Genomic DNA, 12,894 nt, shown 5'->3' on the forward strand with positions numbered 1-12,894 from the left:
CACACTGTTCTTCCTCTTCAAGTAGACGGGCGGCGGGCAGGCAGCGTCCAAGACCAAGATCCGATCCGCTAGATAGGTTTTACCTACCGATAAATTCATCGATTGCTCCGTAACTGCCGTTATGAGCACTCGAAAGTGCCATATTGGAGCAATCGATGGGGGGAGCTAGTCCACGTGCTCGGCGGCCACTTTCAGGAAGGCCTGCGCCGCGGGGGTCAGGCCGTCCTTCCGGCTCAGGATGGCCACGTCCAGATGGGACACCGGTTCGATCAGCAGCGTACGGAGCCCGGCTTTGTGGGCGGTGGGCGCCCAGGACGAGGGCATCACCGCGTGTCCGACGCCCGCCAGCACCAGCGGCAGGATGGAGGTCCGGTGTGCCACTTCGACGACGATCTCTACCTGGACCCCGTGCGCCAGGGCGTCGTCGACCAGCCACCGCATCAGCGATCCCCGCTGGCTGGCAATCAGGCGGTGACCGCCCAGGTCTTCGCGCTGGATGGCCGGCCCCGGGCGGAAGGTGTCCGCCTGCGGGTTAACGATCAGGATCAGTGGCTGGCGCTCCAGGTCCAGGACGTTGACGCCCGGCACCCTGATGGGCATGGGGGATCCCGCCAGGCCAATTTCCGTGCTTCCGCTCCGGACCGATTCGATTACTTCTTCCGGGGTGAAGGCAGCGCTGACGTTGAGCCGTACGGACGGGTGAACCCGGGTAAAGCCGGCGATCATGGACGTCAGCGGTTCGATGCCGGGGGACGGCATGGTGATGATGTCGAGCTTTCCGCTGCGGACGCCACGCAGGGCTTGGACGGCTGACTGTGCGGCGTCCAGGTCCCGCATGACCAAGCGGGCCGGCCCCACCAGTTCCTTGCCGGCGTCACTGAGCACAGCTCGGCGGCCGATCCGGTGAAAGAGCGGTACGCCCAGTTCCTTTTCCAGGCTGGCGATGGTCTGGGACAGCGACGGCTGGGCGATCAGCAGGTGCTCCGCAGCCCGGTTGAATCCGTCATGGTCAACAACGGCCAGGAAATACTTCAGTTTCCGGGTGTCCACGCCAAACAGCCTACGCGCAGCAAAGAAAAACCCCGTGCGCAGGAATGGCTGCGGCGAGTACAGTGTTGGAATCTGCAGCGACGATGCTCGCGCGCCACTTCATTCTTACTCCCTGAGGGAACACCCATGTCTACAGAAGTCTCTTCGAACGCCTCCGGTCAGCCGGGCCCGCCCGGGCAGTCCGGCCAAACCGGCGAGCCCGCACAGGCCTCGGCGTCGAAGTCCGCCGCGCCGGAGAAGCTGTCCCGGGAGTCGGTGACCATCATCGCCACCCTGCTCGTGGCGACCTTCGTGGTGATCCTGAACGAGACCATCATGAACGTTGCGCTGCAGCGGCTGATGGTGGACCTCGGAGTGGACGCGCCCACCGTGCAGTGGCTCTCCACCGGCTTTATGCTCACCATGGCCGTCGTCATCCCCACCACCGGGTTCATCCTGCAGAGCCTGTCCACCCGTGCCGTCTTTATGCTGGCCATGGGCCTCTTCGCCGCGGGCACTGCGCTCGCTGCCGTGGCACCAGGCTTTGAAATCCTGCTTCTGGCGCGCATCATCCAGGCCGGCGGCACCGCCATCATGCTGCCGTTGCTGATGACCACCATCCTTACGCTTGTCCCGCTGGGCAGGCGGGGCGCAGTGATGGGTAACGTCAGCATCGCGATCTCCGTGGCACCGGCCATGGGCCCCACCGTCTCCGGGCTGATCCTGGAGCACTTCACGTGGCGCTTTATGTTTGTCTTTGTCCTTCCGGTCGCACTGGCTGCCCTGGCCATCGGGGCGAAGTACCTGACGAACGTGGGCGAGACCGAAAAGACCAAGCTCGACTTCCTCTCGGTACTTCTGACGGTCCCCGCTTTCGGCGGACTCGTGTACGGCCTGAGCCAGATCGGCGGCGGCCAGAGCGGCCCCGGCGCAGTGGCCATCGCGGCGCTGGCCATCGGCGTGGCCAGCCTGGCGGTCTTTGTGCTCCGCCAACTCAGGCTGCAGAAGGCGGATGCTCCGCTGCTGGACCTCAGGGCCTTCAACTTCCGCATGTTCACGGTGTCGGTGCTGCTCATGGTGGTGGCCATGATGGCATTGTTCGGGACTGTCATCCTGCTGCCGCTGTACCTGCAGGAAGTCCGCGGCCTGGGTTCGCTGGAGACGGGCCTCGTGCTGCTCCCGGGCGGCCTGGCGATGGGCCTGCTGGGCCCGTTCATCGGGCGGCTGTTCGACAAAGTGGGCCCGCTGCCGCTGACCGTGACTGGCTCGGTCCTGATGGTGGTTACCCTCTGGCAGTTCTCCATGCTCGACGCCGGCACTGAGGTGTGGTGGATCGTGACCCTGCACGTCGTCCTGAGCTTCGGCCTCGCGTTGCTGTTCACACCGGCGTTCACCACCGGCCTGAATCCGCTCCCGCCGCATCTCTACTCCCACGGGTCCGCCATCATGAGCACCTCGCAGCAGGTTGCCGGCGCCGCCGGTACGGCGCTGCTGGTGTCCATCTTTGCGGTGGTGTCGGCGTCCTCCGGGCTGGTGGCGGGCATGAGTGCCGCCTTCCTGACGGCGACTGTCATAGCCTTTGCCGCCGTCGTGCTTTCCGCGATGATGCGCAAAACGGAAGGTGCCGCGCCGGGTCACGCCGCCCACTGACCCAACTAAGCGCACTCACCCAACTGGGTAGCACTATGTGTCGTTTTGAGCGCTCAAAACGACACATACTGCTACCTACTTGGGGTAAGTCCCCGCAGCCAGCCGGCCACCGAGTCCTCCCAGAGCGCCGGCCAGCTGTTCCACTCCTGGGTGTGCCTGCAGGCGGGAAACCTGACCAGCCGCACAAGCTCCGGAAAACGGCCGGCGAAGTCCTCACTGATCCGGATGGGTGTCCTGGCATCGCCATCACCATGAAGGATGAGGACCGGGACCGGCGGCGCAACCCCGGTAAAGACCAGGGACCGCAGGTCAAGCGGCTGATGCAATCCGGCGAACCGGTGCAGGGGACTGCCGAGGATGCGCGAAACTCCGTGTGCCAGAACGGACGGCAGACGCGCTGACGCCAGGTTGGAAATCAGGGTCCGGTTCCAGTCCAGGACAGGTGCGGTCAGGATGAGGCCCGTAATCAGGTTCCTGTGCTCAGATGTGTGTGCGGCGGCCAGGGCCATGACTGCGCCCATCGACCAGCCCGACAGGATGATGGACGCTGCGCCCCGCCCCGCCGCAAATGCCAGGGCCGCTTCAAGGTCGGCCAGTTCACTGACGCCAAGGTGGTGTTTGCCATCGGCTGTCGGGGGAGCGTCGCCGTCTCCCCGGAACGAGATCAGCAGCTGGGTGAGCCCCTGCGCGTGAAAGAACGGCGCCGTGCGAAGCCCCGTTGTCCGGCGTCCGCCCAGGCCGTGGATGTGGATGACCCAGGAGCGCTGGAGGGTGCCGGGAACGAGCCAGGCCGGCGCGGGTCCCGGCAGGGTAACGTCCTCATAAGGGAGTCCGGCTGCGCCCGGGCTTGGGTAAACGTACCCGGACCAGTAGCCCGAGGTGCCCGGCTCCAGCCGGCCCGCATAAATGGCCTCCACCCGGCGGATGACGGTGCGGGCTTCTGAGTCGGTGGACAACACGCGGCCGATGCGTGCGTGCCCGGCCCGGTTGCCCCAGTAAAGGCTGAAGACGCCGGGAGCCAGCGTGTCGCGGCTGGCGCTGAGGGTCACCGTGCCGGCGTCGGAAGCCAGGATCCTGATTCGTTCCCGATGCCTGCCCGCCGGGGTGACCAGGGATCTCGCGATGTGCACTGTTGCCCAGCCCGCCGTGGCGGCTGCGGCGATTGCTGCAGCACCAACGAAGACCCGGAGGTTCGTCACCTGCCCGGCTCAGCCGGCGAAGAAGTCGCTGAGCTCGGTGATGAGTTTCTCCGGCGCCTTGATCACGCCGTCGTGGCCGAAGCCGGGGAGGATGGTGTAGCTGGAACCGGAGAGGACATCGTGGATCTGGCCGCACGCCACACCGAAGTAGGCCGGGCTCTTTTCGCCCACCACAATCAGGGTCTCCAGGGGCAACTCAAGGAAGGGTTCCGCTGGCATGTCCGCAGCGATGATCGCCTTGATTTCCCGGACGCCCGTGCGCATCATGTCGCGCATCTGCTTGCCCAGATGGGTGCCTGCCGTGAGCTTGTTGGCGATGGTGAGCATGGAGAGTGGCATCCGGGAGAAGGCGCCGCCGGTTTCCAGGCCTTTCGTGAGGACGGCGAGGGCACGGTCGTCGTCCCCGGCTGCGGTTGCGCGTTCATATTCCGGTGTCCAGTCGGCCGTGACGCTGTGATTCACGGAAACGGCGGGGTCGTAAACGGCCAGGCGCTCCACGGGAAGGGTCCGGGCCGCGTGCAGGGCCAGCGCACCGCCGAAGCTATGGCCGAACACGTCAGTGCTGGACGTGTGCTTCATGACGGCGTCCAGGTCCCGGATGTCGGCGTCCAGGGTGTAGTCCAAAGCCTGCGGCGAGGAGGATCCCCGGCCGCGGCGGTTAAAGGTGTGCACCGGCCGGCCAAGGGCGGCGCTGAGTTTCTGCGCAAAGCGGGTGTAGTCGGCAGCGGTCACCATGGAGGCATGCACAACAACCACGCCGGAGCCGGCCGAGGCCAGTTCCGCACCCGTGGTGAAAAGCTCCAAGGTGCCGCCGTCTGGGGTTGTAATTGTCTCGCGCGTCATGATCCGAGCCTAGCCGAGCATCCTGCGGAATGCCTTAGCCCTTGAAGTACCCGGCGATGTCGCTGACCAGTTCCTTCACGGCGGCAGGGATGGAGCCGTGGTAGCCCTTCGGGGACAGCTCAAAAGTGCTCCCGGGCACTGCCGCGTGAAGGCGCTGGGCCGTGACCTTGTAATAACGGGGGCTCTTGCCGCCCGCCATGAAATGGGTGCCGGCGGGCAGCACGGCGAAGTCCCGGGCATGCTCTGCCTCGTCGTACGCGGCGCGAAGCTCGCCCACGCCGGTAGGCATCAGCTCCCGCGCCATTTTGTTGACTTTGGTCCGGGACACCAGTGCCATGAGTCCGGCCAGGACAGGTTCCGGGATTTTGGACAACGGCGTGGCCGGCTGCATTCCCTTCTTCAGGTGGGCCATGGCATGCCCCAACTTCCCGCTGTTGACCGCAGTTTCGAAATCGTCCAGCCACGAGGTGTCGATGCTGCCTTCGATGTTCACAGCCGCGTCGTAAACCGCCAGCTTGTCCGGTTCGTGCGGAGTGCCCGCGAACTCCTGCACGGCGTTGAGGGCCACAGAGCCGCCCAGGCTGTGGCCCAGCAGGTTGCGGGCGCCGGTGACATCCATGATGGTGCGGACGTCAGCGATTTCCGTGGCCATGGAGTAACCGGGAGGCTGTTCGGTTGACTTGCCGCGGCCGCGCCGGTCGTAAACGTCCACGGCCCATCCGTCGCCCAGGCCATCGGCCAGGGCGACGGAGAACGGCCGGTATATGAGCGCGGTGAGGAAGGCTCCGCCGATGACCACCACCCGGCGTTCTCCCGGCGCGTCCGGGGTGCCGTAGCTGTATAAAGCCAGCCGGCCGCCGTCGTGCGTGGGCACTTCCTGCTCTTTCACGGTTCCCATCCTAGGGGGACGGTCCTGAGCCCCGGCTGGGCGCCGGCTGAGTCCGGGCCCGTTACCGGCGCCGGCCCAGTTTCTGGATCTGGCCGTCGCTGGCGCTGATAAACCGGGCAATCCGCACCGCCAGTCCCTTGCCGGGCCGGATGGGGCCCTCATGCAGCTGCCCGGGGACCACCCGGAACTCGATGGACGGCACGGCGGCTGCCAACTGCCGGCCCGTTTCCGCGAAATACGCCGGACTCCAGCCGCCAGAAAGCATGAGGATGGGGGTGGTGAGGGCCGTGAAGTCGTCCAGCTCAGCGTCGGCGGCCAGCACTGCGCGCATCTCTTTCACTGCCGTGGGCAGCAGCTGCCGCATCTCTGTTCCGAGGTTTGTCCTCGCGGAGAGGATACTCAGCATCCGCAGTGCGCCCAGCGGCAGGTAGGACAGCGGCCCGGCCGTGCCCAGGCCCTGGACCAGGTGAGCCCAGGCATGGTTCAGCTGGCCGGCGGTGACCGCGTCCTCCAGCTCGGGCCGCCACCGGTGGCTGAGGTTCCCGGACAGCGACACCGCCGCGTCATAGGTCACCAGCCTGCCGATCGGCAACGTCCGCGCAGCCTGGAGGGCTACAAAACCGCCGTAGCTGTGCGCCACGACATTCGTGGAGCCGGTCTTTTCCATCACCGCAGCGAGGTCGCCGATCTCGGTATCAGCCGAGTAATCGTCCGGCTGCGGCGAGGACCCCGCCCGGCCGCGCCGGTTATAGCAGTGCACCGGGCGTCCCAGCAGGAGGCTGAGTTTCCGGGCAAAGGGGCGGTAGAGGGCGTCGGTGACCAGCGTGCCGTGGACGATGACGACGCCGGGAGGTCCCGCCGTCGTCGCGTCTTGTCCCGCAGGGGTGAGGAACGAATGCACCTCCAGGTGTCCGCCGTCCGCCGTTTCTAGTTTCCAGGACTCCACAGCCCGAGTCTATGCCCGGGCGGCGGCCGGAACCCGGCTGGCGCAACTCCCGGTAAACTTGGGGATTGTGACTTCCCAAAACACCCCCACCCCCAAAAACGCCCCAGAGCCGCTCGATGCCAGCGAGCAGATGCGCATCCGCATGGAAAAGCGCGCCAAGCTGATCGAACGCGGCACCGAGGCGTACCCGGTGGGCGTGGAACGCACACACTCCCTGACGGAAATCCGCGAAAAGTACGTGCACCTCGAAGCGGATGACACCACGGGCGACACCGTTGGCGTCACCGGCCGCGTGGTGTTTGTGCGCAACACCGGCAAGCTCTGTTTCGCAACCCTCCAGGAGGGCGGCCTTGACGGCAAAGGCACCCGGCTGCAGGCCATGCTCAGCCTCGCTAACGTGGGCGAGGAAGCGCTCGCCGAGTGGAAGGCCCTGGTGGATCTGGGCGACCACGTGTTCATTAAGGGTGAGGTGATTTCCTCCCGCCGCGGTGAGCTGTCCGTGATGGCCGAATCCTGGTCCATGGCCTCCAAGGCCCTGCGCCCGCTGCCCGTGCTGCACGCGGAACTGAACGAGGAAACCCGGGTCCGGCAGCGTTACGTGGACCTGATGGTGCGCGATGAAGCCCGCGAAATGGTCTATACCCGTGCGGCCATTACCCGCTCCATCCGCGAAAGCCTCCACCGCCACAACTATGTGGAAGTGGAAACTCCCATTCTGCAGTTGGTCCACGGCGGCGCCCTGGCGCGTCCGTTTGAGACGCACATGAACGCGTTCGACCAGAAGATGACCCTGCGCATCGCCACCGAGCTTTACCTCAAGCGCGCAGTGGTGGGTGGGATCGACCGCGTCTACGACATGGGCCGCGTCTTCCGCAACGAGGGCGTGGACTCCACCCACAGCCCCGAATTCACCACGCTCGAGTGCTACGAAGCATGGGCGGACCAGTTCGTCATGGCTGACCGCATCAAGGAGATCATCCTCGACGCCGCCGACGCCGTAGGTGCCGGACGCACCCTCCAGACCGAAGCCGGGGAGATTAACCTCGACGGCGACTGGGCTTGGGTTTCGGTCTACCCGGGGCTCTCCGACGCCGTTGGCCAGGAGGTCACGCCGGACACTTCGCTGGAGGTACTGCGCGAAATTGCCGCCAAGCACGAGGTCAAGGTGGACACCAAGTGGGACGCCGAGAAACTGGCCGTGGAACTCTTCGGTGAAATCGTGGAGCCCACGCTGCTCAACCCCACGTTTGTCTATGACTACCCGCCCTCCGCCCAGCCGCTGGCCCGCCCGCACCGCGCAGACGGCCGGCTGATCGAGGCCTGGGACCTGATCATCGGCGGCATGGAACGCGGCACCGCCTTCTCCGAACTGATCGACCCCGTCATTCAGCGTGAGCGGCTCACCGAGCAGTCGCGGCACGCGGCTGCCGGTGATGATGAGGCCATGCAACTGGATGAGGACTTCCTCCGCGCCCTCGAATACGGCGCCCCGCCCATGGGCGGGATCGGGCTGGGAATCGACCGTCTGGTCATGCTGTTCACCGGAGCAGGCATCCGGGAAACCATCCTCTTCCCGCTCCTGAAGCCCGAAGGGCACTGATTATGGAATACGTAGCTGTACTGCTGCCGTCATTAGTGGTGGGGCTGATCTTTTGGTTCGCCATGAAATCGATCTTTAATGCCGATAAGTCCGAACGGCAGGCGGAGGCGCGCGCCCAGGCCGAGGCCGACGCCCGGACCGATATGCCATTGGACGGCCCGGACGCCGATCCGGATAAGTAAACCACCTGTAGTTTCTGTGATTATCCCCAGCGGTCTATTGTCACTTTGACGTGGTGCCATAATGAGGTTCATACTTTTTGTAGAAACATCCTGCTTTTCTGCACACCCCGAACCTCAAAGAGGAAGTCTTTAAATGGCACAGAAAGTAAACATCATCCTCGTAGATGATCTGGATGGGGGATCCGCGGACGAGAATGTCCGGTTTGGCCTTGACGGGGCCAGCTATGAAATCGATCTGTCGGCCGCAAATGCAGCCGAACTGCGTTCCAGCCTGGAGCGTTTTATTGCTGCCGCCCGCAAAACTTCGGCCGGCCGCACTACACGCACCAAAGCCGCCGTTACAGGCCGTGGCAACGACTCGGCACAGATCCGTCAGTGGGCGCGTGACAACGGCTACACGGTCAACAGCCGAGGCCGAATTCAAGCTGAAATCCAGGAAGCCTACCAGAAGGCGAATTCGTAGGAACCTGCCTGACTCAGATTGCAAAGAACCCTGTTTCGCCTCGCGGCGGAACAGGGTTCTTTGCTGCCAATTGAATAACACCTCCGGACCTCGGCCCGGAAATACGGATGTCCCGGCTAAAGTGCCGGTCAAAGCATGGCCAACGCAATACAGGGGGCTACCAGGGCCGCCAGCGACCACCAGGTCCGGTAAATATTGCAGCGTGTCCACTGTCGTTCGAATAATTCCCTGCCGGTCGCCGCGTGTTCCGAGGCCGCCGCGCCGGCAAGCCCTGTTATTCAGGGGGATATTCACGAGTGCGGTAATGGCCAACGTGGCGGTGTAACAGGCAAGGGCAATAGTGGCCGGCATCCCTGCCACGCAATCCGGGCATCACGGAACACGCGTACGGGTAATAGAGACCGCCGATGCCGGCCAGCGTCACGGTCGCCAGGGTCACGAGCGCAGTGATGAATTCCATGACGTTCCCCTTGCTGACGGCGTTGAGCGGATCGAAGCGGGCCATGGTTACGGGAGGTTGAACGCGTCATGTTTCCCCTGTGGCGAACACGCTCCACAAGAGGGGATCGGGCACGTAGCATCAAAGTACGTTGTAGCTAGGAGTGTGGCGAAATGTTTGAGCGATTTACGGACCGTGCCCGTCGCGTCGTTGTGCTTGCCCAAGAAGAGGCACGCATGCTGAACCATAACTATATTGGTACCGAACACATCCTGTTGGGTCTGATCCATGAGGGTGAAGGCGTTGCCGCCAAGGCTCTTGAGTCCTTGAGCATTTCGCTCGACGGCGTGCGTGAGCAGGTGCAGGAGATCATCGGCCAGGGCCAGCAGGCTCCGTCCGGCCACATTCCCTTCACGCCCCGTGCCAAAAAGGTGCTGGAGCTCTCCCTGCGTGAGGCGCTGCAGCTGGGCCACAACTACATCGGCACGGAGCACATCCTGCTGGGTCTCATCCGCGAGGGTGAGGGTGTGGCTGCCCAGGTGCTCGTCAAGCTCGGCGCCGACCTCAACCGGGTCCGCCAGCAGGTCATCCAGCTGCTTTCCGGCTACCAGGGCAAGGAAACCACCGGCGCAGGCGTCGGGGCCGGCCAGCCCGAAGGCACCCCCGCCGGGTCCGTGGTACTGGACCAGTTCGGCCGCAACCTGACGCAGGCTGCGCGCGAGAACAAGCTGGATCCTGTGATCGGCCGCGAGCAGGAAATGGAACGCGTCATGCAGGTCCTTTCCCGCCGTACCAAGAACAACCCCGTGCTGATCGGTGAGCCCGGCGTTGGCAAGACCGCCGTCGTCGAAGGCCTCGCCCAGGCGATTGTCCGCGGCGACGTCCCCGAGACCATCAAGGACAAGCAGCTCTACACCCTGGACCTCGGGTCCCTGGTGGCAGGCTCCCGGTACCGCGGTGACTTCGAAGAGCGGCTGAAGAAGGTCCTCAAGGAAATCCGCACCCGCGGCGACATCATCCTCTTCATCGACGAAATCCACACCTTGGTGGGTGCCGGCGCTGCTGAAGGTGCCATTGATGCCGCGTCCATCCTGAAGCCCATGCTGGCCCGCGGTGAACTGCAGACCATCGGTGCCACCACCCTGGACGAGTACCGCAAACACATCGAGAAGGACGCCGCGCTGGAGCGCCGCTTCCAGCCGATCCAGGTCAAGGAACCTTCCGTCGCGCACGCGATCGAGATCCTTAAGGGCCTGCGTGACCGCTACGAGGCGCACCACCGCGTGACCATCACCGACGGCGCCCTCGCCTCGGCTGCCAGCCTCGCCGAGCGCTACATTTCGGACCGCTTCCTGCCGGACAAGGCCATCGACCTGATCGATGAGGCCGGTGCCCGGCTGCGCATTCGCCGGATGACTGCCCCGCCGGAACTGAAGGCCATGGACGAGCGCATCGCCCAGCTGAAGATGGAGAAGGAATCGGCCATCGACGCGCAGGACTTCGAAGGTGCCGCATCGCTCCGTGACAAGGAGCAGAAGCTCATCACCGAGCGTGCCGAGAAGGAACGCCACTGGAAGTCCGGCGGCATGGACGACATCTCCGAGGTGGATGAGGATCTCATCGCCGAGGTGCTGGCCAACTCCACCGGCATCCCGGTCTTCAAGCTGACCGAGGAAGAGTCCTCGCGCCTGCTGAAGATGGAAGACGAACTGCACAAGCGCGTAGTGGGCCAGGACGAGGCCATCAAGGCCCTCTCCCAGGCGATCCGCCGCACCCGTGCAGGCCTGAAGGACCCCAAGCGTCCCGGCGGCTCGTTCATCTTCGCCGGCCCCACCGGCGTCGGCAAGACCGAACTGGCCAAGGCACTGGCCGAGTTCCTGTTCGGTGAAGAGGACGCCCTCATCACGCTGGACATGTCCGAGTACTCCGAGAAGCACACCGTTTCGCGGCTTTTCGGTGCCCCTCCGGGCTACGTCGGCTACGAAGAGGGCGGCCAGCTTACCGAGAAGGTCCGCCGTCGTCCGTTCTCCGTGGTCCTGTTCGATGAAGTGGAAAAGGCACACGCTGACCTCTTCAACTCGCTCCTGCAGATCCTGGAGGACGGCCGCCTGACCGACTCCCAGGGCCGCGTTGTGGACTTCAAGAACACCGTGATCATCATGACCACGAACCTCGGTACCCGGGACATTTCCAAGAGTGTTGCCACCGGCTTCCAGTCCGGCACCGACACGCAGACCGGCTACAACCGGATGCGTGCCCGCGTGACGGAGGAACTCAAGCAGCACTTCCGCCCCGAGTTCCTGAACCGTGTGGACGACGTTGTGGTGTTCCCGCAGCTGACCCAGGACGAGATCATCGAGATCGTGGACATGTTCGTGGGCCGTCTGGAGAAGCGCCTCAAGGACAAGGACATGGGCATCGAGCTCACGCCCGCGGCCAAGGTGCTCCTGGCCACCCGCGGTTACGACCCCGCCATGGGTGCCCGGCCGCTGCGCCGCACCATCCAGCGCGAGATCGAGGACCAGCTCTCCGAGAAGATCCTGTTCGGCGACATCCACGCCGGCGACATCGTGGTGGTGGATGTGGACGGCGAAGGCGACGACGCCAAGTTCACCTTCGCCGGCAACGCCAAGCCGCGCATCCCGGAAATCGCCCCGAGCGTCTAACCAGTAACCGCCGAAGCCCCGTCACTCCGCAAAGGAGCGGCGGGGCTTCGCGCGTTAAGGCAGTCGTGGCCGATTCCGGTGCCAGATATCAGAGATTTCCCGGCGCCTGCTCCTTCGTCGCTTTGACGGCGCCTACATAAATCCCTGATACCTGGCGCCTCGTGCGCGGGTGCGCGTTTCTGTGAAGCGAGCGTGCCGGGGTCATTTGTGTAGCTTGCGTCAGAGCGAGGTACGAGCAGCAAGCGGCAAATGGCGCCTGTACGGGAGCGCCCCAACCCGCGCCCCAAACCCGCATCGCTGCCGGTGTCGCAGCTCGGCCTCGTAGGATTGTCGGTGTGACCGATTCCGAGACTTTCCATATCCGTCCTGCCCGCACTGGCGATGTCCACGCCATCAAGAGACTGGTGGCACCGCTGGCGGAACAGCGGATCCTCATGGCCAAGGAGACGGTCGCGTATTACGAGAGCCTGCAGGAGTTCAAGATCGCAGAATCGGCGGACGGCGACGTCGTCGGCTGCGGCGCCCTGCACGTGATGTGGGAAGACCTGGCCGAGGTGCGCACACTGGCCGCCTCCGACGCCTGGCGCGGCAAAGGCGTGGGCCACGTCCTCGTGGAAAGCCTCCTCGAGGAAGCGCGGGCGCTCGGCGTCGCACGCGTCTTCTGCCTCACCTTCGAGGTGGACTTCTTCAAGCGCCACGGCTTTGAGGTGATGGCGGACCAGTCAGCGGTGGACCCGGCGGTCTACTCCGAGCTGCTCCGCTCCCACGACGAAGGCGTCGCCGAGTTCCTGGACCTGGCCCGGGTCAAACCAAACACTCTCGGTAACACGCGCATGATCAAGTTCCTCTAAGGGCCACCGCCCGCAAAGTGGCGGTTCCCCTGCGCCCCCGGGCCTGGCCGCCGGCGTCGTGCGGCGTAATGTCACCACGAAAACCCTTGTTTTAGTCGATTTGATGGATAAACTGGGCGGGCCGCAGTTTGGGGCCT

The 12,894-nt window shown here is 64.7% G+C and carries 12 protein-coding genes; 6 read left to right on the forward strand and 6 right to left on the reverse strand.

The annotated features are described in order from the left end of the window. Positions 1-165: 165 nt before the first annotated feature. On the reverse strand, positions 166-1,050 hold the full coding sequence (locus tag PY310_RS08085) for a LysR family transcriptional regulator (RefSeq protein ID WP_275213873.1): 885 nt from the start codon (positions 1,048-1,050) through the stop codon (positions 166-168). A gap of 126 nt (positions 1,051-1,176) precedes the next feature. Between PY310_RS08085 and PY310_RS08090 the strand changes: the two genes are divergently transcribed. Next, on the forward strand, positions 1,177-2,679 hold the full coding sequence (locus PY310_RS08090) for a DHA2 family efflux MFS transporter permease subunit (RefSeq protein ID WP_275213874.1): 1,503 nt from the start codon (positions 1,177-1,179) through the stop codon (positions 2,677-2,679). A gap of 71 nt (positions 2,680-2,750) precedes the next feature. Here PY310_RS08090 and PY310_RS08095 read toward each other — a convergent pair whose 3' ends face one another. The 4 genes from PY310_RS08095 to PY310_RS08110 are packed head-to-tail and all read right to left on the reverse strand — an operon-like array spanning position 2,751 to position 6,556. After that, positions 2,751-3,878 carry an alpha/beta hydrolase family protein gene (locus tag PY310_RS08095; protein ID WP_275213875.1) on the reverse strand — a complete coding sequence of 376 codons (1,128 nt, stop codon included), beginning with the start codon at positions 3,876-3,878 and terminating at the stop codon, positions 2,751-2,753. A gap of 9 nt (positions 3,879-3,887) precedes the next feature. Continuing rightward, entirely contained in the window at positions 3,888-4,721 is an 834-nt protein-coding gene (locus tag PY310_RS08100) for an alpha/beta fold hydrolase (RefSeq protein ID WP_275213876.1), read from the reverse strand. 34 nt (positions 4,722-4,755) lie between these two features. Next, entirely contained in the window at positions 4,756-5,619 is an 864-nt protein-coding gene (locus PY310_RS08105; RefSeq protein ID WP_414004252.1) for an alpha/beta hydrolase, read from the reverse strand. 52 nt (positions 5,620-5,671) lie between these two features. After that, entirely contained in the window at positions 5,672-6,556 is an 885-nt protein-coding gene (locus tag PY310_RS08110) for an alpha/beta fold hydrolase (RefSeq protein ID WP_275213878.1), read from the reverse strand. Between the two features lie 67 nt (positions 6,557-6,623). Between PY310_RS08110 and lysS the strand changes: the two genes are divergently transcribed. From lysS to PY310_RS08125, 3 genes are all read left to right on the forward strand, one after another. After that, positions 6,624-8,156: a lysine--tRNA ligase gene (lysS, locus tag PY310_RS08115; protein WP_275213879.1), complete on the forward strand. Its 1,533-nt coding sequence runs from the start codon at positions 6,624-6,626 to the stop codon at positions 8,154-8,156. Between the two features lie 2 nt (positions 8,157-8,158). Continuing rightward, a complete protein-coding gene (locus tag PY310_RS08120; protein WP_275213880.1) occupies positions 8,159-8,338 on the forward strand; it encodes a hypothetical protein in 180 nt (59 codons plus the stop codon). A gap of 133 nt (positions 8,339-8,471) precedes the next feature. After that, entirely contained in the window at positions 8,472-8,801 is a 330-nt protein-coding gene (locus tag PY310_RS08125) for a histone-like nucleoid-structuring protein Lsr2 (protein WP_275213881.1), read from the forward strand. A gap of 274 nt (positions 8,802-9,075) precedes the next feature. Here PY310_RS08125 and PY310_RS08130 read toward each other — a convergent pair whose 3' ends face one another. Next, positions 9,076-9,306, reverse strand: coding sequence for an anthrone oxygenase family protein (locus tag PY310_RS08130; RefSeq protein WP_275213882.1), 231 nt, complete (start codon positions 9,304-9,306; stop codon positions 9,076-9,078). 107 nt (positions 9,307-9,413) lie between these two features. Between PY310_RS08130 and PY310_RS08135 the strand changes: the two genes are divergently transcribed. Both PY310_RS08135 and PY310_RS08140 read left to right on the forward strand, forming a co-directional pair. Further along, positions 9,414-11,906: an ATP-dependent Clp protease ATP-binding subunit gene (locus tag PY310_RS08135; protein WP_255769186.1), complete on the forward strand. Its 2,493-nt coding sequence runs from the start codon at positions 9,414-9,416 to the stop codon at positions 11,904-11,906. A gap of 335 nt (positions 11,907-12,241) precedes the next feature. Then, on the forward strand, positions 12,242-12,757 hold the full coding sequence (locus PY310_RS08140; protein ID WP_275213883.1) for an amino-acid N-acetyltransferase: 516 nt from the start codon (positions 12,242-12,244) through the stop codon (positions 12,755-12,757). Positions 12,758-12,894: the final 137 nt, after the last annotated feature.

Origin of the sequence: Pseudarthrobacter naphthalenicus (genome assembly GCF_029076445.1) — a bacterium.
GTDB lineage: Bacteria > Actinomycetota > Actinomycetes > Actinomycetales > Micrococcaceae > Arthrobacter > Arthrobacter naphthalenicus.